This is a genomic window from Bradyrhizobium sp. PUT101, assembly GCF_052043945.1.
Taxonomy (GTDB): Bacteria; Pseudomonadota; Alphaproteobacteria; order Rhizobiales; family Xanthobacteraceae; genus Bradyrhizobium.
On record NZ_CP197207.1, the window covers coordinates 1,467,339 to 1,492,116 of the forward strand.

Consider the following 24,778-nt stretch of genomic DNA (forward strand, 5'->3'; position numbering starts at 1 on the left):
CGCCTCAGCGCACGGCAATCCACTCGCCGTTTTCGAGCTTGCCAAGCATGAGTGCCGTCTGGTCGAGCCCGGTGTGATCGTTGGAGCCGTAGCTATAGACGCCGCGCGAGCCGGCGACGCCCTTGAGACCCTCGATCGCGCTACGCAGCGCTTCCCGAAACTCGGCCGTGCCCGGCTCTGCGACCTTTAGCGCAGCCGGCACCGCCTGCTCGATCAGGATCAGTGCATCATAGGCGGAGCCGGCAAAGATGTTGCGGCTGCCGGGGCCGAACTTGGCCTCGTAACGTTGAATGAACTCGAGCGCAGCTTTCTTCGCGGGATAGTCGTCCGGGAAAGACGCTGCGCCGACCGCCGGGCTCAGCGGCACCAAAATGCCGTTGCCTTGCACGCCGGTCAGCTTGCGAAAGTCGCCGAAGGTCGCGCCGAGCGTGCCGTAGACCTGTCCCGCAAATCCCTTCTCGCGCAGTTGCAGCAGCGGAAGGGCCGCCGGCGCTCCAGATGCTGCAATCAACACCGCATCGGGCCCTGCCGCGATGATCTTCAGGATTTGACCAACCACCGTAGTATCCGTTCGCGCGTACTTCTCATCGGCGACAAGCTCGATGCCAGCGGCCGCACACATATCCGCACTGACCTTGCTCCAGGCGTCGCCATAGGAGTCGCCGAAGCCGATCAGCGCCAGCTTCTTGACCCCGGTCTTCTTCATGTTGGCAAAGAGCGGCGTGGCTTCGTGATCGTCATTGGTCGTGGTTTTGAAGATCCAGCGACGCCGTGCGTCGACCGGCGCAACCAGCGCATTGACCGGGGCGAGCGTGATCACCGGCAGCTTGTATTCGACCGCAGGGTCGATCGCGGCGAACGAGCCCGGCGTGGTGGTCGGACCGACCAGGATATCTATGCTGCTTTCCTGAAACAGCTTGCGCAGCGCAGCCACCGCGGCCGTGCTGTCGGAAGCCTCGTCGAGGAAGAGATAGTCGACCTTCCTGCCCGCGATTTCGGCAGGACCAAAAGCGGTACCATTGCGCTCGGCATTGCCGATTGCGGCCGCCGGCCCCGTGGCAGACAGGATGATCCCGACTTTGATATTGGCCGCGAAAGCTGGTGACGCCAGCATTTGCAGCGCAACGCATGCGCCTAGCACGGCTCGCAGCATCGCCATTCCTCCCATCGCCTGCCCGAAGGCAGCCTGCATTTTACTTCCTTTTCTCTTTCCCTAGCCAAACGCTGCCGCCGCGCGTAGCGCCATCACGGAGGTGTCCGGCTGGTGGACAGCCGCAAAGGACCAGCCCAACATGCCCGTCCGCTGGGCGGACACTTGGCGCGGCGGCGTTGAAGGGGTGGCATCGCTTGGGGAAGAGATAGCCCCATGCAAGATAAATCCGTCCCTGAAGAGTTTGACGTCGTGATCGTCGGTCGCGGCCCGGTGGGCGCCACGCTCGCCAACCTGCTCGGCCTGTGCGGTGTGCGGACGCTGGTGCTGGAGCGCGAGGCGCGGACCTATCATTTGCCGCGAGCGGTGCATTTCGACGATGAATGCATGCGCGTGTTCCAGACCCTCGGGCTCGCCGACGCGATCCTGCCGCATGTCATCCTCAGTCCCGGCATGCTCTTTCTCGACGCCGCCGGTCGCATGCTGCTGGACTGGTCGCGGCCGCAGACGCTGACGCCGATGGGCTGGCATCTCAGCTACCGCTTCCACCAGCCGGATCTGGAGGACGCGTTGATCGGCGGGCTCGCCCGCTGGCCACACGTCACCCTGCGCAACCGCTGCGATGTGTTCGCGCTGGACCAGGACGAGACCGGCGTGCGCGTCCGCTACGAGGATCTTTCCAACGGAAAGCTCACCGAAGTCCGCGCCGGCTATGTGGTCGGCTGCGACGGCGCCCGCTCGCTGGTGCGCCGCTTCATCGGTTCTGGCATGACCGACCTCGGATTCCACGAGCGGTGGCTGGTGATTGATGTCCTGCTCAAGCGCGAGCGCGACGATCTTGGCGATTACAGCCTCCAGCATTGCGACCCCAGGCGGCCCGCGACTTATGTGCGCGGCACCGGCACGCGGCGGCGCTGGGAGATCACGGTTCTCCCGGACGAGGAATCGCAGGAGATCGCGCAGCCCGCGAAGGTCTGGGAGCTGTTGTCGCGCTGGATCACGCCCGACGATGCCGAGATCGAGCGCGCTTCGGTCTACACTTTTCATTCGGTCATCGCGCAGCAATGGCGGAACGGACGATTGCTGCTCGCGGGCGATTCTGCGCACCAGACCCCGCCCTTCCTCGGCCAGGGCATGTGCGCCGGCATCCGCGATGCCGCGAACCTCGCCTGGAAACTCGATGCGGTCATCCGGGGCGCCGCAGGTTCCGGTGTGCTCGACACCTACCAGAGCGAACGTCTGCCGCATGTGCGCGAATTCATCGAGCTCGCCATTCGCCTCGGCGGCGTGATCAATACCAAGGCGATCGAAGCTGGCCTTGCCGCCGGCGAGATTCGCGAGAACGCGCCCGTGAAGCTCGAGGTGAAGAAGCCTCTGCTCGGCCCCGGGCTGGTCCTGGGGGATCTACCGCTGGCCGGGCATCTGGCGCCGCAGTTTACCTTGGCCGACGACAGCCGCAGCGACGACCGGACCGGCTACAGCCACGTGCTGCTCGTCGAGACGGCGGCGGCACTCTCATCGAGTCTCGCGCTTTCGCAGGCAGGGATCAAGATCCTGACCAGCGACGATGCCAACGGCCTTGGGCCCTGGCTGCGCGAGCACGGCATCATTGCCGCGCTCGTCCGCCCGGACCGCTATGTGCGCGGCACCGCCTGCAACGAGACCGAACTCGACCGGCTCATCGCCGCCATCGTGCCTCCAACCCATGTGCCCTCCGCGGCCTGACCGAACCTTCTCAAGGACATCTCATGAAGCTGCTCTCATTCATTGTGGACGGACGCCCCTCCTTCGGCGCCGTCAAGGACAACGGCGTCGTCGATCTCGGCGCGCGCATGACGGGCTGCACCACGCTACGACAGCTGCTCGAAGCTGGTCGCCTCGCCGAGGCGGCAAGGCTGGCCGCTTCCGTGATGCCTGATCATCCGCTCGACAAGGTCAGCTTCGCTCCCGTGATTCCCGATCCCGGCAAGATCATCTGCGTCGGCCTGAACTACCGCGACCATGTCGCCGAAACCGGGCGCACAGTCACCGAGAAGCCCGCGCTGTTTGCCCGCTTCGCCTGTAGCCAGGTCGGTCATCTCCAGCCCATTGTGAAACCGAGGGTGAGTGACGACTTCGACTATGAAGGCGAGCTCGCGCTCGTCATCGGCGAGGCCGGCCGTCACATTCCCGCCGACCGCGCGCTCGACTACGTCGCCGGCTATTCCTGCTACAACGAAGGCAGCATCCGCGACTGGCAGCGCCACACCAGTCAATTTCTCGCCGGCAAGACCTTTGCCGAAAGCGGCAGTTTCGGTCCGTGGCTGGTGACGACGGACGAGATTCCCGATCCGTCAAAGCTCACTTTGCAGACCCGGCTGAACGGCAACGTCGTGCAGGACACCACGACGAATCTCCTGATCACCGCCATCCCCGGGCTGATCGCCTACATCTCCACCATCTGCCCGCTCGTGCCGGGCGACGTCATTGTCACGGGCACGCCGGGCGGCGTCGGCGCCAAGCGCACGCCGCCGCTGTGGATGCGCCCCGGCGACACCGTCGAAGTCGAGATTTCCGGCATCGGCACCTTGCGCAACACGGTGATCGCCGAACCGGCCTGACCGTCAACACCGATCAATCAACGATAAACTCAGGAAACGCCATGGGCACGCCCCGCACCACCTCCGCCGCCACCCTCCTGATTACACTCGCGCTCGCGGGCTCCGCTGCGCGGGCCGAGATCAAGGGCGACGCCATCCGCATCGGCGTGCTCACCGACATGAACGGCGTGTTCGCGACCGCCATGGGCCCGGGTTCGGTCGAGGCGGCGCGCATGGCGGCGGAGGAGTTCGGCGGCAAGATCAATGGCAAGCCGATCGAGATCCTGCAGGCCGATCACCAGAACAAGCCGGATCTCGCGGCATCCCTGGCGCGAAAATGGTTCAGCGACGGGGTCCAGGCAATCGCCGATGGCGGCAGCTCCGGCGCGGCGCTCGCCGTGCAGGAACTCGTGCGCGGCAACGGCAAGATCTTCCTCGTCTCGGGCGCCGGCGCAAACCAGCTGACCGACGAGGCCTGCGCGCCGACGAGCGTACAGTGGACACAGGACGCCTATTCCACCGCAACAGCAGTCGTCTCCGGCATCATGCAGACCAGCAAGGAGCCGTGGTTCTTCATCACCGGCGATTACGCCTTTGGCCATTCGATCGAGGCGACCGCGCGCGACCGCATCGCCGCGCTCGGCGGCAAGGTCGCCGGCAGCGTCAAGGCACAGCTCGGCACGCCCGACTACAGCTCATTCCTGCTCCAGGCGCAGTCGTCGGGCGCCAAGATCCTGGCCATCAACGTCGCCGGCGACAACGCGACCGCGATCAAGCAGGCTGAGGAATTCGGGCTCGCCGACCAGGGCATGAAGATCGTGCCGATGTCGTTCCAGAACGTCGACATCGAGGCCGTGGGCTTGAAGGCCACGCGCGGTGATCTCATCGTCACCTCGTTCTTCGAGGATGTCTCGCCGGCAGCCCGGAAATTCTCCGATGCGTTCCATGCTCGCCGCAAGGCGATGCCGTCGCAGATCCAGGCCGGCGTCTATTCCGCCGTGCGCCACTATCTGCAAGCCGTGAAGGACACCGATTCCGACGACAGCGCGACCGTGATGGCGAAGATGAAGGCAACCCCGGTGTCGGATGCCTACACGCCCAACGGCCGCATTCGCGAGGACCAGCGCATGGTGCACGATCTCTATCTGGTGCAGGTCAAGACTCCGGAGGAATCGAGAGGCCCGTGGGACTTCGTCAAGCTGGTCGCGACGATCCCGCCCGACCAGGCCTTTCGTCCGCTCGACCGCAGCAAGTGCCGCCTGGTCGGCAAATAATCGCTAGGCCAGATAGCGCGTCAGATAGCCTTCCATCGCATAGAGCGCGCAGAGCGCGAGGCTCGACCAGACGGCTGCACTGAAATACAGGAACATCCAGGTGAGCTCGCCCCTCCAATGCGCGATGTCGTGGGTCACCACCCAGCGCGTCGAGACGTCATGCAGGCCTTCGAAGAAGCCGAGGAAGTTGTTGCCCTCGGCGTGCCCTGCCCGCCAGCGGCTGAGATACATCGGCACGTCGACGGTGACGAGGAAGGCGAGGAAGCAGGCGATGCCGACGATCCCCGCGGTCAGCGCCCAGCGCACCACGCCCTGGAATTCCGGCATCAGACGGCACAGCGCAATGCCGGCCAGGAAGAAGGTCACCGCCCACAGCGAATTCTCGATCGCGTTGTAGAGATAATTGGTGGTCACCACCGCGTACCAGGAGAAACACTCCGCAATGATGATCACAGGGACGATCACCCACGCGATGTTCACCACCGTCTCGGCGCCGGTCATGGTCCCGAGCTGATGCAGGATGATGGCCCATTGCGCGGCGAAGCAGACCTCGGCGACGGTCGCGACCGAGCGGCCGACGAAAACGCTCGATAGCCAGGTGTCGAACAGGCAGATGCGCTGCACGTCGGCGCGCGGCAGCACCGAGCGGAAGGCACAGCCGAACACATAGCCGGCGCACAGCAGGAACATCAGCCCGATATCCGAGCCGCCACTGATGCTGCCCGCCACCGTCGGATAGAACTCGCGATAGAGCATGAACCAGACGAGGATATTGGCGCTGCTCACAAGCGTAAGGGATCCCCACCACCACGCGAGGGGATTTGACCGCGCCTGCCACTGCAACATGAGCCGCTCCACAAAATTATCGATCTGACATGCCGTCGTAATAATCCTGTCACAGGACGGCATGCAATCGCGACAAAAATCTGTCTGTTCGGTCCTTCCAGAGATGCCTCTCAGGGAAGTGACGAGCACAAACGACGTCCACATATCGGACAATTTTCGTAGCTTTAGCGAATCTATTGGACATTCAAGCTGCAGCCGTCTGATACTTGGGAATGGCCCCGACTAGCTCATCCAAGACGCGACTTCCGCTCTCCTCCGCCGCAGCCGTGCTGGCGGAGAGCGCCGACGACGCCGCTTTCGCCACGACGCTGGCAAAAGGGCTCGTCGTGCTGGAGGCGTTCAAGGCCGGGAGCACGCTGCTGGGCAACATGGAGCTGTCGACGTTGACGGGCATCCCGCGGCCGACAGTGGCGAGGCTGACCCATACGCTGGCCGAGCTTGGCTACCTCCGTTACGACGCCGAACGGGCGAAGTACCGCGTCGGTGCGCGGGCGCTGCGGATGGCGCATCCCCTGCTAGCCGGAATGCAATTCCGCCAGGTGGCGCGGCCCATGATGCAGGAGCTGGCCCATGGCGTCCGCGGCACGGTCTCGATCGGCCTGCTCGATGCCACCTCGATGATCTATGTGGAGACCGCGCGCTCCGGCGATGTCGGCCCGCACGTGCCCGACATCGGCATGCCCATTCCCGTCGTGATGACCGCCATGGGCCGCGCCGCGGCGTCGACCTTGCCGCCGGCCGATGCAGACCGGCTGGAACGGAACATCGCCGCCGAAGACGCTGAGCTGTGGTCGACGGTCCGGGACAAGTACCGCGCCGGGATCGCGCAATGCAAAAACCGTGGCTTCTGCACCTGCTGGGGCGAGTACATGGCCTCGATCCATGCCGTCGCCGCGCCGCTGTTTCATGCGAGCGAATCGAAGCAGTCGTTCTCGATCAATTGCGGCATCCCCGCCTTCCGGCTCCAGCCAGGTCAGCTCGAGGGCGAGATCGGTCCGCGCATCGCGGCGCTCGCCGACAGCATCCGCGCCATCGTCGGGCATGCCGAGCCCACGACGCCGCCGCGCAAAACCAAGAAGATCACAAGCGGCGGGACATGACATGGCTGGGCCGCTCGAAGGATTGAAGGTTCTCGACATCGCGACGATCATCGCCGCGCCGTTCGCTGCCACGCTGCTGGCCGACTACGGCGCGGACGTGCTCAAGATCGAGATGCCCGGGCACGGCGACGGCGTGCGGTCGTTTCCGCCGTTCAAGGACGGCAAGCCGCTGTGGTGGAAGGCCGCCAACCGCAACAAGAAGTTCGCGACGCTCGATCTGCGCACTCCGGAAGGACTTGCGCTGTTCAAGCAGCTCCTTCCGCGCTTCGACGTGCTGATCGAGAATTTTCGTCCGGGAACGCTGGATCGCTGGGGCCTTCCCAAGGAGGTGCTGTGGTCGATCCAGCCGCGCCTCGTGATTCTGCGCGCCACCGCCTTCGGGCAGGACGGGCCCTATCGCGAGCGCCCCGGCTTCGCCCGCATCTTCGAGGCCATGGGCGGACTGACCTACATCACCGGCGAGAGCGAGGGCGAGCCGACCCATCCGGGATACCCGATCGGGGATTCGATTGGCGGCCTGTTCGGCGCCGTCGGCGTGCTCGCGGCGCTCTGGAAGCGGGCGCGCGACCCCGACGCTCCCGGCGAGGAGATCGATCTTTCGCTGACCGAAGCGACCTTCCGCCTGCTCGACGTGCTCGCCATCGAGCACGATCAGCTCGGCACCGTTCGCAGCCGCATCGGCAATGCCAACGGCTATTCGGCCCCGGCCGCCGTGTTTCGCACCAGCGACGATCACTGGGTGACGCTGGCAGGTTCGACCAACGCCCTCTTTGCCGCGAACTGCCGGGCGATCGAACGGCCCGACCTGATCACCGATCCGCGCTTTGCCAGCAACGACCGGCGCGTCCAGCACGCTTCCGAGCTCAACAGCATCTTCGCCGGCTGGTGTGGCGCCCATCCCCTCGACGAGGTTCTCGCGCGATTCAATGCCGCGCAAGGCACGCTCGCCCCGATCTATTCGATCGACCAGATCGCCGACGACCCGCAGGTGAAAGCGCGCGAGGTCATCACCCGCGTTGCCGACCGGGATTTCGGCACGGTCGCCATGACCAATGTCGTCCCGCGCTTCGCAAATGATCCCGCGCAAATGCGCCACGCCGCCGGCGACGTCGGCCAGGACAATGACGAGGTGTTTCGGAATTGGCTCGGCCTTTCCGACCAGGAGGTCGAAAGGCTCACCGAGCGAAAGGTGATCTGAACGCAACAAGAAGACCAATAAAAAGCAGAGAAGAAAATAGGGAGGAAGAAAACAGTGGCATCATTCAAGGTCACACGCCGAACCCTGCTGGGCACGCTCGCAGGCGGCCTTGCAGCAGGATCAGGCTTGGCAGCGCATGCCGAGGACGCCTGGCCGACGCGCATGGTGCGGCTGATCTCGCCCTACGGGCCAGGCGGCTCCAACGACATCTCGCTGCGCTTGCTGGCCGAGGAGTTCGGCCGCAGCCTGCGTCAGCAGTTCATCGTCGAGAACAAGCCGGGTGCCGGCACGCGCATCGCCAACGACATGGTCGCCCATGCGCCGGGCGACGGCTACACGATCCTGTACGTCGCGGCGCCCTACGCGACCGCCGAGGCGCTGTTCGGCAAGCTGACCTATGACCGCAAGGATCTGCAGCCGGTCGCGATGGCCGTGATCGCGCCGTTGTTCCTTATCATCAGTGCCGACGCGCCGTTCAAGACGCTGCCCGAGTTGATCGCCTACGGCAAATCAAAGCCGGATGGGCTGACCTTCGCCTCTCCGGGGGCGGGCTCGCAGCCGCACCTTGCCGGAGAGCTTTTGTTCCGCGACGCCGGCGTCAAGGGGCTGAACATCCCGTTCCGCGGCGATGCGGCCTCCTACACCGAGCTGCTCGCCGGCCGCGTCGATGCGACGCTGACGGCGCTACCGACCGCCCTGCCCTACATCCAGAGCGGCAAGTTCATCGTGCTCGGTGTCGCCTCGGCCGAGCGCAGCGCGCTCTACCCGCAGGCGCCGACGCTGCGCGAGCAAGGCTTTCCCAACGTCGCCGCCGCCGGGTGGTACGGCTTCATGGCGCCGTCCACGACGCCGCGCGCGATCGTCGACAAGCTCCAGGCCGAGGTCCTGCGCGCGCTCGCCGAACCCGCGATCAAGGACAAGCTGACCGCTCAGGGCCTCGAAGTGCGCGCCGGCACCGGGGCCGAGTTCGGCCGGTTCATCGACAACGAGACGCAGAAGTGGACCAAGCTGATCCGCGACGCCGGCCTCAAGGGCGAATAACGAAAAGGGGGAAATATGAAAAACGTTCTCGTCAGCCGCATCGCGGCCTCCGCGCTCCTGCTCACGCTCTCGATCACGGCAGCGGAGGCGCAGAAGAAATACGACCCCGGCGCATCCGATACCGCGATCAAGGTCGGTCAGACCGTGCCGCTCAGCGGCCCGGCCTCGGCCTACGCCGTGATCGGCAAGACCCAGGCCGCCTATATGAGGATGATCAACGACCAGGGCGGCGTGAACGGCCGCAAGATCGAGCTGATCCAGTATGACGACGCCTATTCGCCGCCGAAAACGGTGGAGCAGACCCGCCGGCTGGTCGAAAGCGACGAAGTGCTGCTGACGTTCCAGATCATCGGCACGGCGCCGAACGTCGCCGTCCAGAAATATCTCAACGCCAAGAAAATCCCGCAGCTTTTCGCCGCGACCGGCGCGGCGCGCTTCACCGACCCCAAGAACTTCCCCTGGACCATGGGCTTCAACCCGTCCTACCTCGTCGAAGGCCGCATCTACGCGCAGTACCTGCTGAAGAACCACCCGAACGCGAAGATCGGCGTGCTCTACCAGAACGACGACCTCGGCAAGGATTATCTCGCCGGCCTCAAGGCCGGCCTCGGCGAGAAGGCGAACATGGTCGTGGCCGAGACCTCCTACGAGATCACCGAGCCGACGATCGACTCGCAGATTTTGCGGTTGAAGGATGCAGGTGCCGACGTGCTGTTCAGCGCGACGACCCCGAAGCAGGCGGCCCAAGCGATCAAGAAGGTCGCCGAGATCGGCTGGAAGCCGCTGCACATCATCGACATCAACGCCTCCTCGGTCAGCGCCGTGCTCAAGCCCGCTGGGCTCGACAACTCGAAGGGCGTGATCAGCGTCGGCTACGTCAAGGATGCCGCCGATCCCGAATGGAAGGACGATCCCGGCATGAAGCGCTATTTCGCCTTCATGGCCAAGTACTATCCTGACGGCGACAAGGACTCGAACCTGAACGTCTACGGCTACATCACCGCGCAGCTGCTGGTGCAGGTGCTGAAGCAGTGCGGCGACGATCTCACCCGCGACAACGTCATGCGACAGGCGGCCAACCTCAAGAAGGTCGAGCTCGACCTGACGCTGCCGGGGATCTCGGTCACGACCTCGCCGACCGACTATCGGGTCAACAAGCAGTTCCAGATGGTGCAGTTCGACGGCCTGCGCTGGCAGAAGCTCGGCGACATCGTGACGGACGAGGCGAAAGAGTGAGGCGGAGCACACCGCCTCTCCCCATCACGGCCGGGCTTGCCGAGGTCAAGCCCGGCCATGACGGCTGGCTTAACGCTTCATCCCCGCCACATACACCGCGAGCTTGTCCAGCGTCTGGTAGCCGTATTCGACGGCGCCGAAGCCGATCATGCCGTCGCGCTGCTCGGTGCTCGAGGCCAGCTGGCGCATCATCAGAACGGTCTTGCCGTTGCTCTGCTCGGCAAAGGTGACGGTGAAGCGGAACATGCCGGGATCATCACCCTGGTCGAGGCCGTGATCCATCTCCATCAGAGAAGGTCGCTCGATGCGGCGGAACCGCATGCGGTTCGGATACACCGTGCCGTCGGGTCCGATCATGTTGAAGCGCCAGACGCCGCCGACCCGCACGTCGATCTCGAAGGTCTCGACCTTGAATCCTTTCGGCCCGAACCATTGCGGCAGATGCTTCGGGTCGGACCACGCCTCGAATACCAGATCGCGCGGCGCGTCGATCACGCGCGACATCACGATCTCGCGGTCAAGCGACCATTGCGACAGGGCGGGATTGGCAGAATTGGTCATCACTCGGAACCTTTCCGTTTGGTTGTTCGGGACGGCCGCTTTGCGCCCGCCCTCTCCTTCTCTTTCTTGAGCTTCATCACGTAGGCCTCGAAGCGGTCGAGCCGCGCCTCCCAGATCGCGCGCTGCTGCTGGAACCAATCCTCCGCGCCGACAAGCGCCTCCGGACTGAGACGGCAGGTGCGCACCCGGCCGGACTTTTCCGAAAGAACGAGCCCGCTCGTCTCCAGCACGTGGATGTGTTTCATGAAGCTCGGCAGCGCCATGTCGAAGGGATTGGCGAGCTCGCCGACCGACGCCTCGCCATCGCAGAGCCGCATCACGATCGCCCGCCGCGTCGGATCGGCGAGCGCTGCGAAAACATGGTCGAGGCGGGACGATTGGTTAGCCATGAAGCTAACTATAGCGCCGCTGCCATGCGACGTCAATGATTGTTAGCTCAGAAGCTAAGTAATTTTGGAGGCGCAGTCGCCGCCTCAGACCGAGCGCGTCAGGCCGCCGTCGACGCGGATGTTCTGGCCGGTGATGTAGGCCGCCCCATCGGAAGCGAGGAACGAAATCGTCGCCGCAATCTCTTCGACCTTGCCGTAGCGCTTCAGCGGCACGCTGTCGCGGCGCGCGTCCAGCTGCGGCAGGCTGTCGATCCAGCCCGGCAGGACGTTGTTCATGCGAATGTTGTCCGCCGCATGGGTGTCGGTGAAGATCTTGGTGAAGGCGGCAAGGCCCGCGCGGAACACCGCCGAGGTCGGGAACATCGCGCTTGGCTCGAACGCCCAGGCCGTCGAGATGTTGATGATGGCACCGCCCTTCTGCGCCTGCATCACCGGCGTCACCAGCCGCGTCGCGCGGATCACGTTCAGCAGATAGGTGTCGAGGCCGGCGTGCCACTGCTCGTCGGTAATCTCGGTGATGGGCGCACGCGGCCCGTGCCCGGCGCTGTTGACGAGCACGTCGATCCGCCCCCACTTCGCCATCGCGGCATCGACGAGGCGCTTCAGATCGTCGTTCGACTGGTTCGAGCCGGTGACGCCGCAGCCGCCGAGCTCGGCGGCCAGCGCCTCGCCCTTGCCGGAGGACGACAGGATCGCGACGCGAAACCCGTCCGCGGCCAGCCGCCGCGCGGCCCCCGCCCCCATGCCGCTGCCGCCGGCGGTAACGAGCGCAACCTTCTCTGCTGCCATGACCGATCATCCCTGTGTTGAGGCGAGCCGCAGGCTCGGACTATCATGAGGCCTTCTACAGCCAGACCTCTCGACAGGTCCATGCTCGAAGGCATCCATCATGAGCGACTCGAGATGAGTGATTTGCAGATCCGCAATCTGCGCCCCGACGAAATCGCCCTCGCCGTCGACTGGGCCGCGGCCGAGGGATGGAATCCGGGCCTTGCCGATGCCGCCTGCTTCGCTGTCCCCGATGCGCAAGGCTTTTTCGTCGGCGAAATAGACGGCGAGCCGGTCGCGACCGTCTCCTGCGTCAATTACGACGACCGCTTCGCCTTCCTCGGCTTCTACATCGTGCGCCAGCGCTTTCGCGGCGCGGGCCATGGCCTGCGCATTTGGAACGCAGCCATCGCGCATGCAGGCGCGCGCGTGATCGGGCTCGACGGCGTCGTGGCGCAGCAGGACAATTACAAGAGGTCCGGCTTCCAGCTCGCTTACGCCAATATCCGCTATGGCGGCGTCGTGGCGGCGCCACCGAGGCCACCTGCCGGCGTCGTCACCCTCGACAAGATCCCATTTGCAATCGTTGAAGCTGATGACGCCACCGTGTTCCCTGCCGCGCGCAGCGCCTTCCTGCGCGCCTGGATCAACACACCAGGTCACATTGGCCGCGCATTGCTGCGCGAGGGCAAGCTCGCGGCATGGGGCCTGATCCGTCCGTGCCGGACGGGCCACAAGATCGGCCCGCTCATCGCCGACGACCGCGCGGCAGCGGATGTGGTCGTGCAGGCCCTGGTCGGAAGCGCGGGCGGCGGCGAGGTCTTCCTCGATGTCCCCGCCATCAATCGCGAGGCGATCGCGCTCGCGGAGGCGCTCGGCCTCAAGCCGGTGTTCGAGACGGCACGGATGTACACGGGGCCGATCGTACCGCTGCGGCTCGACCGCGTCTTCGGCGTGACCAGCTTCGAGCTGGGCTAAAGCATAATCCCGACCCGAAGGGCCGCGCTAGCGCAAAGCGTGAAGCGGCTTTCCCGAAAAGATCATCCGTCGAATGCCAACTAAGCCCTTCAGTAGCAGCGCATGATGTTGACGGTGTGCTCGCTGCCGCCGCGGCCGGGCACCGTCACCTGCTCCGTCGGGCAACTCGGCACATAGGGCCGGTTGGACGGCACGACGTTCGGCGGGTAGCGATGCGTCCAGTCCCAGGGAACATCGTAGGTGTAGGTGTAACGCACGTCGCTGGAGAGTGGCTGGGCGGCATCAACAAAGGGTTGGCTGTAGCCAGCGCCATCATACAAGAAGCCGCCGCCGCCCGGCCAATAGACCCACGGAGCGCTGCGGCGATGGAACCGGGCGCCCAGCGCGATCGGCGGACGTGCTCCAACCGGCGGCACGGTGGCAACGACGCCGGGCGCCGCGGCGACAGCGGGTCCGGCAGAACTGTCACTTGCAGTCAGGAGCAGCGCGGCTGCGCTGAGCGAGGCGAACAGCGCCCCATGTGATCTGGCAATCATGATACGCACCACACTCGTTTGGCTTCGCGATAGCGGCTCCCCGCAAGAGGCTAGGCCGGGCTGCCGCCCACCCGCAAACATATATTTAACTATTGGTTAAGGCACGCGATTAACGGGGAACATGGTGCGGCAGAACGCCCGGGATTCGCATCTACACTTCAGCCACTTCGTTCCGCGGCAGGCGCATCATAACCAGTTGATCGGAGGTGACCGCCCCCGGCCCATGCGTCCGGAACGCTCCCGCATTGCAACCGTTGGCCCCACACAAGCAAGTTGGCCACACACAAGCAAGGAACATCTCCAATGCAGAACAAGTCAAAACTTCTCGGTCTGATCACGGCATCGCTGGTCGCGGGCACTGCCGCCGCCTCGGCGCAGGGCTACGACTGGAACAGACCGTCCGCGGGTTGGGACCGCACTGCGCCCGCCTATGAACCGGTTCAGCCGCGCGCATACTATCCGGACGTTGCCGGGCCGTATGGCGCACTCAACGGCACCAATCATCCAACTCCGAGTTCGACGCAGGGTGATGTCGGCCCTGGCGGGAATAACAACGGCACGCTGACCGGCAGATATCGCTGGTAAGGCTGCTTGACGTGCGGCCCACCGTCCGCAACGGACGGTGGGCCTTCGTGCGTCAGCGATCCTGCTGCTAGCGCAGCCGACCGCACCGGGGCGAATCTCCGGGCACAATCCGTTGCGTTGCCCGACGGCAAAACACCCAAACCATCGGTCAAGGCGCCTCGCCGAAAACATTCCACTTTACCGAAATTCGGAAACGGCGTATGTGTCGCCGCAACCCGGCCCAAGGAAGAGGGGCGTATCGCGATCGTCACGAACGCGGGCCGGGCGGCGGTGGACGCAGATGGCGTTGGCGCGAACGGGCTTGCAGGGCGGGAGACCGTGAGCAAGGTCGTCGCGCATACGACCGGTGCCATCAGCGTACGGCAAAATCGTGTGGTCCTGGCGCCCGGGGTCTGTGCGCCAAGTCTTGCGGTGACGTTGCGGCCCGACCGGGCTCGCATCGTCAGTCATCCGCAAGGCGACGGGGGCAATAGTGCATCGCTCCCCGGGGAGAGCACGACATAAGCCGTCAAACCACTGCGCAGGGAAGGCCGGATGTTTGGCTCCACCTGTATGCCGCTGTGCAGCTTCTCGTAGCGCAACCTTCGCACAGTGGACCGTGGGTGCCTGGCCGGCACCCGGTCTTCCCTGTGCCCTCTTTCATTTGAGGTGAGACAACGAAGCAAAGCTCGGGCGAGATGCGCCGCGAGGATACGAAGGTGTGTCTGCGATGAAGGCGCGAGCTAAAGGAGCAACGGTGGCCAACCGCGCACTCCGTCATTGCGAGGAGCCCTTGCGACGAAGCAATCCAGAGTCTTTCCGCTGCGGGATTCTCGATTGCTTCACGGAGCCTGTCATCGGCGCGCCCTGCCGGGTGCCGTCAACGCTTGGGGCGTTGCAGCGCGTCCGGGACACAGAGTGATCGCCCCCTCCCCAGCCCTTGCAGCGGCGATGGGCCTTGTAACAAGACTGTCATCCAGCGAAACTAAACGAAGCTCCGGGGCCGAGGTCGCGGCCACGCCGCCTCACCGCAGGAGAGAATTGATGCGCCGTTCACTGGTGTTGCTGTCCGCCGGGCTGACAGTGCTGTCCACCGGACTTGCCTCTGCCCAGAACAACACGCCCCGCAACCTGATCCTATTCATTCCCGACGGCCTGCGCGCGCTGAAGGTCACAACGGAGACGGCGCCGGCGATGGCCGAAGTCCGCGACAAGGGCGTCAACTTCAAGAACCCGCATTCGCTCTTCCCGACTTTCACCATGGCCAACGGCTCGGCGATGTCGACCGGCCACTATCTCGGCGACACCGGCGTGTTCTCCAACACGATCTGGACCAATTACATCTCCGCACCCGCAGGTGACACCGTCGTCCCCTTCATCGAGAACGACGCCGTGCTCGGCGACATCGACGAGCATTTCAAGGGCGACTACCTCAACGAAGAGACCATTCTGAAGATGGCTCGCGACAAGGGGCTGAGCACCGCGGCGATCGGCAAGGTCGGCCCGACCTACCAATTCGACCACACCGACAAGCCTGAAAAGCCCGGCCAGCATTCGATCGTGTTCGACGATTCCACCGGCGGCAAGAACGGTGTCGCATTGTCGGACGAGGTGAAGGCCGCCTTGACCAAGGCCGGCCTGCCCCTCGCCACGCCGCCGCGCGGCGACAACTCCAAGGCGGGCAATGCCAGGACGCCGGGCACGACGGTCGCCAACGTCGCGCAGCAGGCCTATTTCTCCGACGTCGCCACCAAGGTGGTGCTGCCGATGTTCAAGGCGCGCAACAAGCCATTCGTGCTGGTGTTCTGGTCGCGCGACCCTGATGGCAGCCAGCACAATACCGGCGACAGCCTCAACCAGATCATGCCCGGGATCAACGGGCCGACCTCGATGGCCGGCATCAGGAACGCCGACACCAACCTCGCCCAGCTCCGGAAGGCGCTCGACGAGCTCGGGCTCGCGGCCTCGACCAACATCATCGTCTCCGCAGATCACGGCTTCTCGACCATCTCCAAGGAGAGCAAGTCGAGCCCCTCGGCCAAGGTCAGCTTTGACGACACGTCGAAGGATTTCTTGCCGATGGGCTTCTTGGCCCTCGACCTTGCGAAGGCGCTCGACCTGCCGCTGTTCGATCCCAACGACAAGAACGCGAAGGTCGAAGGCAACAGGCATCCCAGGGCCGGCAACGGCGTGCTCGGCAAGGATCCCACCAAGCCCGATCTCGTCGTCGCCACCAATGGCGGCTCAGATCTGATCTATCTGCCGAACAAGGACAAGAAGCTGGCGGCGAAGACGATCAAGGCACTGCTCGAACAGGACTACGTCTCCGGCCTGTTCGTCGAGGACTCGCTCGGCCGCTTCCCCGGGACGCTGCCGCTGTCGAGCATCAACCTGCGCGGCAAATCGGCGACGCCGACGCCGTCGATCGTCGTCAACTTCCGCTCCTACGCCAGCCATTGCGGCGAGGCGCCGACCAACTGCTCGGTGCAGGTCGCCGATACCGTGCTGCGCCAGGGCCAGGGCATGCATGGCAGCTTCAGCCGCGGCGACACCATGAACTTCATGGCCGCGATCGGTCCGGACTTCAAGGCGGGCTATGTCGACGAGATTCCGGTCAGCAATGCCGACGTCGGCATGACGGCCGCCCGGCTGATGGGCCTGCGCGGCTCGCAGAACGGCGGCCTGATCGGCCGCGTGATGTCGGAGGCCATGCCCAACGGCATCGTGCCGAAGGCTCATGTCGGCACGCTGAAGTCGAAGCCCGCCGAGGGCGGCCTGATGACAGTGCTGAACTTCCAGCGCGTCGGCAGCCAGCGCTATTTCGATGCCGCCGGCTTCCCCGGCCGCACGCTCGGGCTCGAGCCTGAAGCCGGCAAACAAAAAACGGCGGGGAAATGACCCCGCCGTTCTCTCGCGTCCTCGAGTGACGCACAAATCTTACATGCCCAGTTTCTTACATCCCGATGTCGAACACGTTCGGCAACTGGCCCGCCAGAGGCAGCGCAGTGGCGCCGACGAAGGTCGCCACCATCGCCATCAGGCGACGGTTGTTCTGGCGCTTGCCGCGCATCTGGCCGGCGATCCACTCCAGCATCTCGCTGTTGACCTTGGAGGCATAGGACGGCGCCCAGCTCTCGATCTCGGTGTCGGCCGACAGAGCCACGCTCCGCGGCGGCACCTTCAAGCCCGAGGCGCTCGCCGCGTAGTGGGCAACCGCCTTGGCGAGCAGGTCGTCGAACCGGCCGCCATCGGTCCGCTCGGTCGCAGCCTCGTTGATCTCGAACAGGACTTCGGCTTCAGCGCGGCTGACCGGCTGGTCGTTGACGGCGGTCGCGGTCAGGATGCGCAGGCACCAGGCGGTGTCATCGGCATCGAGCGAGCGGGAGAAGTGGACACGGCCCCTGGTGGTCGGGCCTTCGCCCGTGATCACGCCGTCCCGCACGATGGAGAGTGCATGAGCCGCGGTATCGCGGCAGGACGGTTCGAGGGACGGCAACTCAACAGACTTCTCAGCGGACTTGGGCACAGCGGCAGACATAGTTCACTTCCAGATTTCTTCTGACCGGCCAGCATTTTCATGCCGGCGTAAAGGGGTGGTTAACGATTCGATACGGGGATCGCGACTTTTCTAGATGGTTGCCAATTGGTCGCTGTCAGGACCATTTTGGTTCCGGGACGCGCCGGGCGAGCGTGATGGAAGTCATAAAAGGCTTTATCGGGGCGAGCGAGACCGTCTGACCCCGGATGGGGATGTTTCGACGCAGGTGCCGCTGTAACAATAAGTTGCCCGGAAATCGGCCCTTCAAGGAAGGAATTCACATTTTACTTGAGCCGGTTCAGTTGTCGTTCACTTGGCCTTGTAAGGGCCCTATACTGAGGACGACGGCCAGAGAAGAATCTTCCAGTAAATTCAATGCGATGAGGTAAAATCATGACACTTCCGATCGGCGCTACCGCACCCGACTTCGAAGCCGAGACCACCGAAGGGAAGATCAAGTTTCACGACTGGATCGGCAACAGCTGGGCGCTCCTGTTCTCGCACCCGAAGGACTTCACGCCGGTTTGTACGACCGAGCTCGGCGCGCTCGCCCGGCTGAAGCCGGAATTCGACAAGCGCGGCGTCAAGCTAATGGGGCTCTCGGTCGATCCCGTCGACAACCATGCCAAATGGTCGGAAGACATCAAGGAGACCCAAGGCGCCGCGCCGAATTACCCGATGATCGGCGACACCGATTACAACGTCTCGAAGCTCTACGGCATGCTGCCGGCCGCGATCTCGGGCGATCCCCTCAAGCGTACCGCCGCCGACAACCAGACCGTCCGCAACGTCTTCATCATCGGGCCGGACAAGAAGATCAAGCTGGTGCTGGTCTATCCGATGACCACGGGGCGGAACTTCCAGGAGATCCTGCGCGTCATCGACTCGCTCCAGCTCACCGCCAAGCATCGCGTCGCGACCCCGGCCGACTGGACCCAGGGCGATGACGTCATCATCGCGGGTTCGGTCTCCAACGACGAGGCCAAGACGATCTACCCGCAGGGCTGGAAGGAGCCGAAACCCTACCTCCGCATCGTGCCGCAGCCGAAGTGATTTCGGCTTGATCGGCGAGCATCATCCCGGGGTCCGTATCCTCGGGATGATCTGCTGATGAAACTTTGCTCGTGTGTCTCGTATATTGAGAACCTGCTCAGCGAGATGCGCTCCCGACTATGCCAAGCCCGCAGCCGGTCATCGTCTGGTTCCGCGATGACCTTCGTCTGTCCGACCACCCCGCCCTCCACGCCGCGGTGAAAACCGGTGCGCCGGTGGTCTGCCTCTATGTCCTCGACGACAGCGTCGGGCGATCGCCGGGCGGCGCGGCGCGCTGGTGGCTGGCGCAATCGCTGCGGGCGCTCGGTGCCGCGATCGCCGTGCGCGGCGGATCGCTCGTCCTGCGCAGGGGAGCGGCGGCCACGGTCATCGCCGAATTGGCGCGCGAGATCGGCGCCCGCGGCGTCTACTGGAATGGGATCGCGCAGGCGCCGCATCGGGCAGCCGAGCGACAACTCGAAGCAGCACTGGTCAGGCTCGGCGTGGGCTCGCAAAGCTTCCCCGGCGACCTCCTGGTCCCGCCCTCGGCGATCCGCAACAAGGAGGGCCGGGGCTTGCGCGTGTACACGCCGTTCTGGCGGCGCGCGTTGTCGCTTGGTGATCCACCAAAACCGCTGCCGGCTCCGAGGCAACTGGGCCCGGCGTCGAAGATCGCCGGGGACGGACTGGAGAGTTGGGGACTGGAGCCGAGCAAGCCTGATTGGGCCGAAGGCCTGCGCGAAACATGGACCCCGGGGGAATCCTCTGCACGAGAGCGCCTGCGCGACTTCCTCAAGCACACCGCACGCGGCTATGTCGGCGACCGCGACCGCCCGGACCGGGACGGCACCTCACGGCTATCGCCGCACTTGAGGTTCGGCGAGCTCAGCCCGCGCCAGGTGTGGCACGCTGCGCGGTTCGCGGTGGCCGAAGATCCGGCGCTCGAGCCGGGCATCGAAAAATTTCTGAGTGAGCTCGGCTGGCGCGAATTCTGCCGCCACCTCCTCCACGACCATCCCGACCTCGCCACCGAAAACCTGCAGACGAACTTCGATGGCTTCCCGTGGACGCGCGATAGCAAGGCGCTCGCTGCCTGGCGGCGCGGGCGCACCGGCTACCCGATCGTCGATGCCGGTCTGCGCGAGCTCTGGCACACCGGCGTGATGCACAACCGGGTACGGATGGTGGTCGCCTCCTTCCTGGTCAAGCACCTGCTGATCGACTGGCGCGAGGGGGAAGCCTGGTTCTGGGACACGCTGGTCGATGCGGACCCCGGCAGCAATCCCGCCAACTGGCAGTGGGTCGCCGGCTGCGGCGCGGACGCTGCGCCCTATTTCCGCGTGTTCAATCCGGTGCTTCAGGGCGAGAAGTTCGATCCGGATGGCGCCTACGTTCGGCGCTGGGTGCCGGAACTGAAGAACGTGCCGGCCAAGCTGATCCACCAGCCCTGGCAGGCAACGCCGATCGAGCTTGCGAGCGCGGGCGTCACGCTCGGCAAGACCTATCCGCAGCCGATCGTCGATCATGCCAGGGGGCGCGAGCGTGCGCTCGCCGCCTACGCACAGATCCGCAGAGGTTGAGCGATGCTTTGACACAATTTCGAAACCCGCTATCGTCATCGCTCCTGTCAAACCGCGGGGGACGATATGGACGACGAAAAGCCGATCACCGAACAGGCGATGGACACGATCACCAGCGCCGTGGATGCGACCCAGGACGCGGCGGTCAACGCCGTCAAGCAAGTCAGGAAAGCCGCCAAGAAGGTCGCGAAGAAAGTAGGCCCGAAGAAGACGTCCAAGAAGAAAGCCAAGAAGAAGGCCAAGAAGGCGAAGACATCCTCGAAGAAAGCGGCCAAGAAGACCGTGAAGAAGGCCGGCAAGAAATCTGCGAAAAAAGCCGCCAAGAAAGCCGTCAAGAAGAAGAAAGCCAAGAAGGCGAAGCGCTGATCACGACGCTCAGAACAGGTCTCCGGGAGTGGACACGCGCCTGGAGACCTGCCCGATCGCCGCGCCGGTCCAGCTGACGGCGAACGTGCCCTGCTCAGCAGGGATGTATTCCGACCCCCCGCCCTGTCCGCCTAAAGCATGATCCGGAAAAGTGCACGGCGGTTTTCCGAAAAGATCATGCTTAAACAACAACCTAAAGCGAGATGACGACTCATCCTAATCGCATCACGCTTTAGAAGCGCCGGTTGACGACGAACACCGCCGCCGCGCACATCGCCATGCCGGCAATCGCCAGCGCATCGAGTCTTTCGCCGAACAGCAGATAGGCCATCAGCGCGGTGACGGCGGGCACGAGGTAGAACAGGCTCGCGACCGAGGTTGCTGCAGCGTGGCGGATCAGCCAGTACAACAGCCCGATCGAACCGATCGAGAGCGCCACAGCGAGCCAGGCGAGCGCGAGCACGAACTCCTGTGTCCAGTGCACCACCCGGTCTTCGAACAGGAATGCCCCGATCGCGAAGAAAATGGTGACGGCAACGTATTGCACGAGATTGCCGGCTCGCCAGTCGATGTTGTTGCAGTAGCGGCGCTGATAGAGCGTACCGAGCGTGATGCTGATCAGCGAGACCACCGAGGCAAGCCAGCCGAGCCCGGCTTCGCCGGTCATGGGACGGTTGTGCAGGATCAGCACGACGCCGCCGAGGCCGAGGACGAGGCCGGCCCATTGCACCGGCGTCACCTTCTCGCCGAGCCAGCGATTGGCGATGGTCGAGGTCAGGATCGGCTGCAGTCCCGGAATCAGAGCGGACAGGCCGGCCGGAATCGAATGCGCGATCGCGATGGCGGTGCCGCCGAGATAGAAGCCGTGGACGAGAATGCCGGCGACCCCGCTGTGCGCGATGCCAATCCGGTCGGGCCATTTCGGCCGCGCGATCCCTGCGATGATCGCCATCAGGCCAACCACGATCGCCATGCGGATGGCGAGATAGGTCAAGGGATCGGCATTGTTGACGACGTATTTGGTGCCGATGAATCCGGTGCTCCAGAGCAGGACGAACAGGATCGGCGCGGCGCGGGCGGTCAGGTTTTCTTGATTATGGTTCATTGCCGCCCTCATTGCCTCAGTGGAGGCCATGCGGCAATGCGAATTTCATCCGGACGATGCTGCGCTGCGGCGGATCACAGCGGCCTGGCTCAGCTGATCACCACTCTTCCGGACAGGGATTGATGATCTTCCAGAGCTCGACGCCGTTCTTGATCTTCTTCATGTCGGTGGTGAGCCCACCATTGCGACGAATCCAGTCCTTCACCTTGTCGGGATAGTAGGACATGAGATCGGAGGTGCCTTCGGCGCTGGTGACCTTGATGCCGAAGGTGAACGCCTTGTCGTAATAGGCCTGGTGGAAGCCGAGGCTCGCGCGCGGCGTCACGCAGATCTTGTTCATCGGCACGATGCCGAGCACCAGCGTGCAGGCCGAATTGCAGATGCCGTCGATGATGACGCGCTCGCCTTTCTCGCGCACGCGCTTGTATTTGGCCTTGTACTCCTCGACATAGCCGCCATGGTCGCGGGTGATGTGCAGTTCGGCCCGCGCGGGCGTAGCGGCAGCGAAGGAGAGCAACAGCAGGCTCAGAAGCGTGATGCGCATGGCGAGGTAACGGCGATGGCCTTCAGGAATGAACCGGCCTCGAAGGACCCACAAATGATCCCTGGGGCCGGCGACAGGATTCTTACCAGAATACTCTTTGGTCATACTTGTGTGGGGAATCCGTTAAGCATCCCGAAAAGGCCAAAAATGGGCAGCTTTCGACCGCATGTCCGGCAATTCTGTCACACCCACCCGGAAATCTGCGGGACTGGCCATGATTTCGAGCCTCCGCAGCGATGCCTCACCGCTCGAAATTGCTATAAATAGCTGATCTGTTCGAGCGGGTTCTGGAGAATCGAGATGAGCAAGTTGACGCTTGTAGCCGCGGTTGCGGCCCTGACGGCTGCAATCCTGGCCCCTGGCCTTGCGGAGGCGCACGGACATCACCGGCACCACCGCTCCTATGCCAACGCGCTGCCCTACCCGATCAGCTACCTGCACAATTACGGACCCGGCATCACCCCCGGCACCTTCGCCTATTACGACGGTCCGTCGACCAACTCCTGCTATCGCAGCGCGGCCGCTTATATCGGCCAGGACGGCCGGCGGCACCCCTGCCACTGAGGCGCCGCGCCCTCTGCGGGTGCCCTATTTCGCGGCGCCCGACAGCAGCAATTGCTTCTCGATCTCGTAGACCGGCAGCTTGACGAGATCCTTGCTGACCTCCCCCTGAAGCGCCTTGCGCACGACGTCCGAATAATCGGCGCGGATCATGCCGAGCGCGCGCGGTGAGGCCACCATGGTCAGGGCCTTGGTCTCGCCGGAGCTGACGGCAGCATCGAGACGGCCGGCCAGTCCCCGCAAGAAGGCGCGCTCGGCCTCATCGTGCCAATCGGTCTGCTCGACCGAGCTGCGCGCCCCGCCGGCCGCCGGGTGCAATCGGCCCGGCGCATCGCTGCCTTGCGCGGTGGTCGAGGGGTTGGGCTGCTCATGCACTTCTCTGGTGTGGAGATTCGGAAACTTGTCGTCGCCGAGATTCTCCAGAATCAGCGCCTTGCGCCCGTCGCACACGACCAGCCAGTCACCCTTTTCCATTCTCATCTTGTTCATCACAACTTCTCCTTGACACTTGCAGATGCCGCTTCGGCATCAGAGCTGCTCTTCGAATTCCTCGAAGGACTCGCCGAATTGCGCCATCGCTTCTTCCAGATAATCGGCGAGCATGGGCGTGCCGATCAGGTAGGAGGCCGTGCGCGGGTTGTGCGCCTGTGCGGCCTGAGCGCGCAGTTCGCGCCAATCGGAGAGATCGCCGTCGCCGCGGCCGAGCCAGGTCAGCGCCACGAGATCAATCTGCTCGTCGACATTGAGATCGCGGATGAAGCCCGCAAGCTCCGCACGATCGGTGGTTTCGCCGCGGCCGCCGCGGCCGTAGCTCATGTCGTCGTCACCGGAGTCCGGGATGACTCCGCTTCCGGCCGCTTCGCTGTCGGACCGGCGCGACTTCGAGATGACGAAGAAGACCTTCTCCGGCGAGATCGACAGATTTGGAATGACTCGCATCCAGCTCACCTTGTCCGGCAGCAGGCACCACGCCGCTGCCATATCGGCAACACTAAAGCCAAGGCAGACTTGCGAATTGCGCAGGATCAACGTCTAAGGCACGGCATTGCTCTACGGCCAAGCCAGCTGGCGGGTTGGGCCGGGCCAGCTCGCTGAAGGTCTATTCATCAGTATTACATTTCGGCTCCGCCACAATTTGATCAGAACAACTTCGATATCCTGCATCGCGTAAGTGGAGGAAGACATCATGAATCTCAAGACTGGCCTCGTCGCCGCGACCCTGTTCGGCGCCCTCGCGGCATCGTCGGCGGCATCCGCCATGCCCATCGCGCCCGCGCCTGCGATACCGCAGGTCTCCGGCGTCGAGCAGGTCCGCATGGTCTGCAACGCCTGGGGGCAGTGCTGGTGGCGCCCGAACTACTACGGGTACTACCGGCCGCGGCCGTATTACGGCCCACGGTACTATGGGCCGCCGCGCTATTACGGTGGTCCACGGTACTACGGTCCGCGCCATTACGGTTATCGCGGCTATCGCCGCTGGTGACGTTTGAAGGGGCCCTCGGGCCCCTTCGTTTTTGCGGGATCATGTCTTGGCGGCTGCCATCGGCTTGGAGCCATTACCGATCTGATCTAGATCAAAGATGAAATCGGCCGATTCGTCATGCTTTCAATGCTGTCAGGCATGAACGTGTAGACGCATTCGGGGATGCAGCAGACACGAGCGACTGAGCTTTGCGCCTTTCGCGCGTCACGCGCGTATACGGCAGCGGGAACGTTGACGGTGGCGTTGATCCGGCGGACTTCATGGCATGATGTCCGCAATACTACGGCCTGGAATCCGGTTTACTGAAACGCGATGTTTCGCCATTGATGGTGCATCGACGTTCATTTGA

General features: G+C 64.2%; 26 protein-coding genes. 15 read left to right on the forward strand and 11 right to left on the reverse strand.

Annotation, left to right across the window (positions count from 1 at the left end):
- Nucleotides 1-4 precede the first annotated feature (4 nt).
- Nucleotides 5-1,192 carry an ABC transporter substrate-binding protein gene (locus ACSHT2_RS07090; protein WP_440640960.1) on the reverse strand — a complete coding sequence of 396 codons (1,188 nt, stop codon included), beginning with the start codon at nt 1,190-1,192 and terminating at the stop codon, nt 5-7.
- Nucleotides 1,193-1,366: 174 nt separating this feature from the next.
- Between ACSHT2_RS07090 and mhpA the strand changes: the two genes are divergently transcribed.
- From mhpA to ACSHT2_RS07105, 3 genes are read left to right on the forward strand one after another with little or no spacing between them, the layout of a single operon-like run.
- Entirely contained in the window at nt 1,367-2,875 is a 1,509-nt protein-coding gene (mhpA, locus tag ACSHT2_RS07095) for a bifunctional 3-(3-hydroxy-phenyl)propionate/3-hydroxycinnamic acid hydroxylase MhpA (RefSeq protein WP_440640961.1), read from the forward strand.
- Nucleotides 2,876-2,898: 23 nt separating this feature from the next.
- Entirely contained in the window at nt 2,899-3,750 is an 852-nt protein-coding gene (locus tag ACSHT2_RS07100; protein WP_440640962.1) for a fumarylacetoacetate hydrolase family protein, read from the forward strand.
- Nucleotides 3,751-3,791: 41 nt separating this feature from the next.
- Nucleotides 3,792-5,003 (forward strand): ABC transporter substrate-binding protein, encoded by a 1,212-nt coding sequence (locus ACSHT2_RS07105; RefSeq protein ID WP_440640963.1) that lies wholly within the window; start codon nt 3,792-3,794, stop codon nt 5,001-5,003.
- A 3-nt stretch (nt 5,004-5,006) separates the two neighbouring features.
- Here the strand turns inward: ACSHT2_RS07105 and ACSHT2_RS07110 are convergent, their stop codons facing one another.
- Nucleotides 5,007-5,849, reverse strand: coding sequence for a hypothetical protein (locus ACSHT2_RS07110; RefSeq protein WP_440640964.1), 843 nt, complete (start codon nt 5,847-5,849; stop codon nt 5,007-5,009).
- Between the two features lie 212 nt (nt 5,850-6,061).
- On the opposite strand from ACSHT2_RS07110, the gene ACSHT2_RS07115 reads away from it, so the two are divergent.
- Genes ACSHT2_RS07115 through ACSHT2_RS07130 form a run of 4 tightly spaced genes read left to right on the forward strand, consistent with a single transcriptional unit; the run spans nt 6,062 to nt 10,424 of the window.
- Nucleotides 6,062-6,949, forward strand: a complete 888-nt coding sequence (locus tag ACSHT2_RS07115; RefSeq protein WP_440640965.1) for an IclR family transcriptional regulator — start codon at nt 6,062-6,064, stop codon at nt 6,947-6,949.
- 1 nt (nt 6,950) lies between these two features.
- The gene (locus tag ACSHT2_RS07120; RefSeq protein WP_440640966.1) at nt 6,951-8,147 is read left to right on the forward strand and encodes a CaiB/BaiF CoA transferase family protein; all 1,197 of its coding nucleotides are present in this window, start codon (nt 6,951-6,953) and stop codon (nt 8,145-8,147) included.
- A 54-nt stretch (nt 8,148-8,201) separates the two neighbouring features.
- The gene (locus ACSHT2_RS07125; protein WP_440640967.1) at nt 8,202-9,188 is read left to right on the forward strand and encodes a Bug family tripartite tricarboxylate transporter substrate binding protein; all 987 of its coding nucleotides are present in this window, start codon (nt 8,202-8,204) and stop codon (nt 9,186-9,188) included.
- A 15-nt stretch (nt 9,189-9,203) separates the two neighbouring features.
- Nucleotides 9,204-10,424, forward strand: coding sequence for an ABC transporter substrate-binding protein (locus ACSHT2_RS07130; protein ID WP_440640968.1), 1,221 nt, complete (start codon nt 9,204-9,206; stop codon nt 10,422-10,424).
- Between the two features lie 69 nt (nt 10,425-10,493).
- Here ACSHT2_RS07130 and ACSHT2_RS07135 read toward each other — a convergent pair whose 3' ends face one another.
- From ACSHT2_RS07135 to ACSHT2_RS07145, 3 genes are all read right to left on the reverse strand, one after another.
- Nucleotides 10,494-10,985 carry an SRPBCC family protein gene (locus ACSHT2_RS07135; RefSeq protein ID WP_440640969.1) on the reverse strand — a complete coding sequence of 164 codons (492 nt, stop codon included), beginning with the start codon at nt 10,983-10,985 and terminating at the stop codon, nt 10,494-10,496.
- Nucleotides 10,985-11,374, reverse strand: a complete 390-nt coding sequence (locus tag ACSHT2_RS07140; RefSeq protein ID WP_440640970.1) for an ArsR/SmtB family transcription factor — start codon at nt 11,372-11,374, stop codon at nt 10,985-10,987. Before ACSHT2_RS07140 ends, ACSHT2_RS07135 begins: the two co-directional genes overlap by 1 nt.
- A gap of 84 nt (nt 11,375-11,458) precedes the next feature.
- Nucleotides 11,459-12,163, reverse strand: coding sequence for an SDR family oxidoreductase (locus ACSHT2_RS07145; protein WP_440640971.1), 705 nt, complete (start codon nt 12,161-12,163; stop codon nt 11,459-11,461).
- Nucleotides 12,164-12,277: 114 nt separating this feature from the next.
- On the opposite strand from ACSHT2_RS07145, the gene ACSHT2_RS07150 reads away from it, so the two are divergent.
- On the forward strand, nt 12,278-13,120 hold the full coding sequence (locus tag ACSHT2_RS07150; protein ID WP_440640972.1) for a GNAT family N-acetyltransferase: 843 nt from the start codon (nt 12,278-12,280) through the stop codon (nt 13,118-13,120).
- Between the two features lie 89 nt (nt 13,121-13,209).
- On the opposite strand, the gene ACSHT2_RS07155 is transcribed toward ACSHT2_RS07150, so the two are convergent.
- A complete protein-coding gene (locus ACSHT2_RS07155) occupies nt 13,210-13,656 on the reverse strand; it encodes a hypothetical protein (RefSeq protein WP_440640973.1) in 447 nt (148 codons plus the stop codon).
- A gap of 303 nt (nt 13,657-13,959) precedes the next feature.
- Between ACSHT2_RS07155 and ACSHT2_RS07160 the strand changes: the two genes are divergently transcribed.
- A complete protein-coding gene (locus ACSHT2_RS07160) occupies nt 13,960-14,241 on the forward strand; it encodes a hypothetical protein (RefSeq protein WP_440640974.1) in 282 nt (93 codons plus the stop codon).
- Between the two features lie 1,023 nt (nt 14,242-15,264).
- Nucleotides 15,265-17,118 carry an alkaline phosphatase family protein gene (locus ACSHT2_RS07165; protein ID WP_440640975.1) on the forward strand — a complete coding sequence of 618 codons (1,854 nt, stop codon included), beginning with the start codon at nt 15,265-15,267 and terminating at the stop codon, nt 17,116-17,118.
- A gap of 55 nt (nt 17,119-17,173) precedes the next feature.
- On the opposite strand, the gene ACSHT2_RS07170 is transcribed toward ACSHT2_RS07165, so the two are convergent.
- Nucleotides 17,174-17,758: a hypothetical protein gene (locus ACSHT2_RS07170; RefSeq protein ID WP_440640976.1), complete on the reverse strand. Its 585-nt coding sequence runs from the start codon at nt 17,756-17,758 to the stop codon at nt 17,174-17,176.
- Nucleotides 17,759-18,151: 393 nt separating this feature from the next.
- Between ACSHT2_RS07170 and ACSHT2_RS07175 the strand changes: the two genes are divergently transcribed.
- The 3 genes from ACSHT2_RS07175 (at nt 18,152) to ACSHT2_RS07185 (ending at nt 20,736) form a co-directional block, all read left to right on the forward strand.
- Nucleotides 18,152-18,811: a peroxiredoxin gene (locus ACSHT2_RS07175; RefSeq protein ID WP_124157731.1), complete on the forward strand. Its 660-nt coding sequence runs from the start codon at nt 18,152-18,154 to the stop codon at nt 18,809-18,811.
- A gap of 119 nt (nt 18,812-18,930) precedes the next feature.
- Entirely contained in the window at nt 18,931-20,370 is a 1,440-nt protein-coding gene (locus ACSHT2_RS07180) for a cryptochrome/photolyase family protein (protein ID WP_440640977.1), read from the forward strand.
- A gap of 66 nt (nt 20,371-20,436) precedes the next feature.
- Nucleotides 20,437-20,736 (forward strand): histone, encoded by a 300-nt coding sequence (locus tag ACSHT2_RS07185; protein ID WP_440640978.1) that lies wholly within the window; start codon nt 20,437-20,439, stop codon nt 20,734-20,736.
- A 232-nt stretch (nt 20,737-20,968) separates the two neighbouring features.
- Here ACSHT2_RS07185 and ACSHT2_RS07190 read toward each other — a convergent pair whose 3' ends face one another.
- The gene (locus tag ACSHT2_RS07190; RefSeq protein ID WP_440640979.1) at nt 20,969-21,841 is read right to left on the reverse strand and encodes a DMT family transporter; all 873 of its coding nucleotides are present in this window, start codon (nt 21,839-21,841) and stop codon (nt 20,969-20,971) included.
- Between the two features lie 97 nt (nt 21,842-21,938).
- The gene (locus ACSHT2_RS07195) at nt 21,939-22,385 is read right to left on the reverse strand and encodes a hypothetical protein (RefSeq protein ID WP_440640980.1); all 447 of its coding nucleotides are present in this window, start codon (nt 22,383-22,385) and stop codon (nt 21,939-21,941) included.
- Between the two features lie 300 nt (nt 22,386-22,685).
- On the opposite strand from ACSHT2_RS07195, the gene ACSHT2_RS07200 reads away from it, so the two are divergent.
- The gene (locus ACSHT2_RS07200) at nt 22,686-22,949 is read left to right on the forward strand and encodes a hypothetical protein (protein ID WP_440640981.1); all 264 of its coding nucleotides are present in this window, start codon (nt 22,686-22,688) and stop codon (nt 22,947-22,949) included.
- Between the two features lie 24 nt (nt 22,950-22,973).
- Here the strand turns inward: ACSHT2_RS07200 and ACSHT2_RS07205 are convergent, their stop codons facing one another.
- Both ACSHT2_RS07205 and ACSHT2_RS07210 read right to left on the reverse strand, forming a co-directional pair.
- Nucleotides 22,974-23,435 carry a host attachment protein gene (locus ACSHT2_RS07205; protein ID WP_440640982.1) on the reverse strand — a complete coding sequence of 154 codons (462 nt, stop codon included), beginning with the start codon at nt 23,433-23,435 and terminating at the stop codon, nt 22,974-22,976.
- 39 nt (nt 23,436-23,474) lie between these two features.
- Nucleotides 23,475-23,885 carry a DUF3775 domain-containing protein gene (locus ACSHT2_RS07210; protein ID WP_440640983.1) on the reverse strand — a complete coding sequence of 137 codons (411 nt, stop codon included), beginning with the start codon at nt 23,883-23,885 and terminating at the stop codon, nt 23,475-23,477.
- Nucleotides 23,886-24,132: 247 nt separating this feature from the next.
- Here ACSHT2_RS07210 and ACSHT2_RS07215 point away from each other — a divergent pair, with 247 nt between their 5' ends.
- Complete coding sequence (locus ACSHT2_RS07215; protein ID WP_440640984.1) at nt 24,133-24,429, forward strand: hypothetical protein; 297 nt, start codon at nt 24,133-24,135, stop codon at nt 24,427-24,429.
- The last annotated feature ends 349 nt before the right edge of the window (nt 24,430-24,778 follow it).